Source organism: Burkholderia sp. TSV86 (assembly GCF_001522865.1).
Lineage (GTDB): Bacteria > Pseudomonadota > Gammaproteobacteria > Burkholderiales > Burkholderiaceae > Burkholderia.
In genome coordinates, this window is record NZ_LOWB01000123.1 from 1 (window position 1) to 876 (window position 876).

The following is an 876-nucleotide window of genomic DNA, read 5'->3' on the forward strand; positions in this document are numbered from 1 at the left end:
CTCGTTCATTGTTGTACTGGTCGAGCCACGCATCAAGGTCCGTCTGCAAGGTGGCGATCGAGTCGTAGATCTTCTTGCGGAAGACGATGCGATAGAACTCGTTGAGCATGGTCTTGTGCAGCCGTTCGACGATCCCGGTGGTTTGCGGCGACTTGGCCTTTGTTCGGGTGTGGTCGATGTCCTCCAAGGCCAGATACAGCTCGTATTCGTGATGCTCGGGGTTGCCGCAGTATTCGGTGCCGCGGTCTGTCAGCACGCGTAGCAGCGGAATGCCGAAGCCGTCGAAGAACGGGACAACGCGATCGTTGAGCAAGTCCGCCGCCGGCAAGGGTGTCTTGCGATCGTAGAGCTTGGCGAACGCAACCTTCGAGTAGGTATCGACGAAAGTTTGCTGGTAGACACGTCCGACGCCCTTGAGGCTGCCGACATAGAACGTATCCTGCGCGCCGCAGTAGCCCGGACATTCGGACTCGAATTCGCCGTGCACTGGTCTTACCCCGGTTCCGTGGACAGTTTTTTGGCTGGATATCCAGCCTCAAGTTGACGCAGGATTCTCCCCGGCCGGCGTGGTGCTGACCACACAAACGCCGGCGGGGGGTGACCCGTTTTCATCGTGATGGATTACGTTTTCCTGACGACTTTCCTCCTCGAATCGCGCCGGTGAGCGTTGGCCGAGCGCGCTGTGCCGACGATGCGGGTTGTACCAGCCTTCGATCCAGCTGAACACCGCCATCCGTGTTTCAGCCTTGCTCTTGAAGGTTTGTCGATCGAGCAGTTCGCGTTCGAGACTGGCAAAGAAGGTTCTGTCGCAATAAGGCGGGTGGTATGCTGAGTGCGTCAATGAAGCTGCGATGTGAACGATGAATCAAGCGCTGA

Annotated in this window: 2 pseudogenes; both read right to left on the reverse strand. The window is 57.9% G+C overall.

What is annotated here, in order from left to right:
• Nucleotides 1-481 (reverse strand): annotated as a pseudogene (locus WS68_RS23775) (integrase core domain-containing protein); the annotation flags it as partial.
• Between the two features lie 54 nt (nt 482-535).
• Nucleotides 536-829: pseudogene (locus tag WS68_RS26930) on the reverse strand (IS3 family transposase); the annotation flags it as partial.
• Nucleotides 830-876 lie beyond the last annotated feature (47 nt).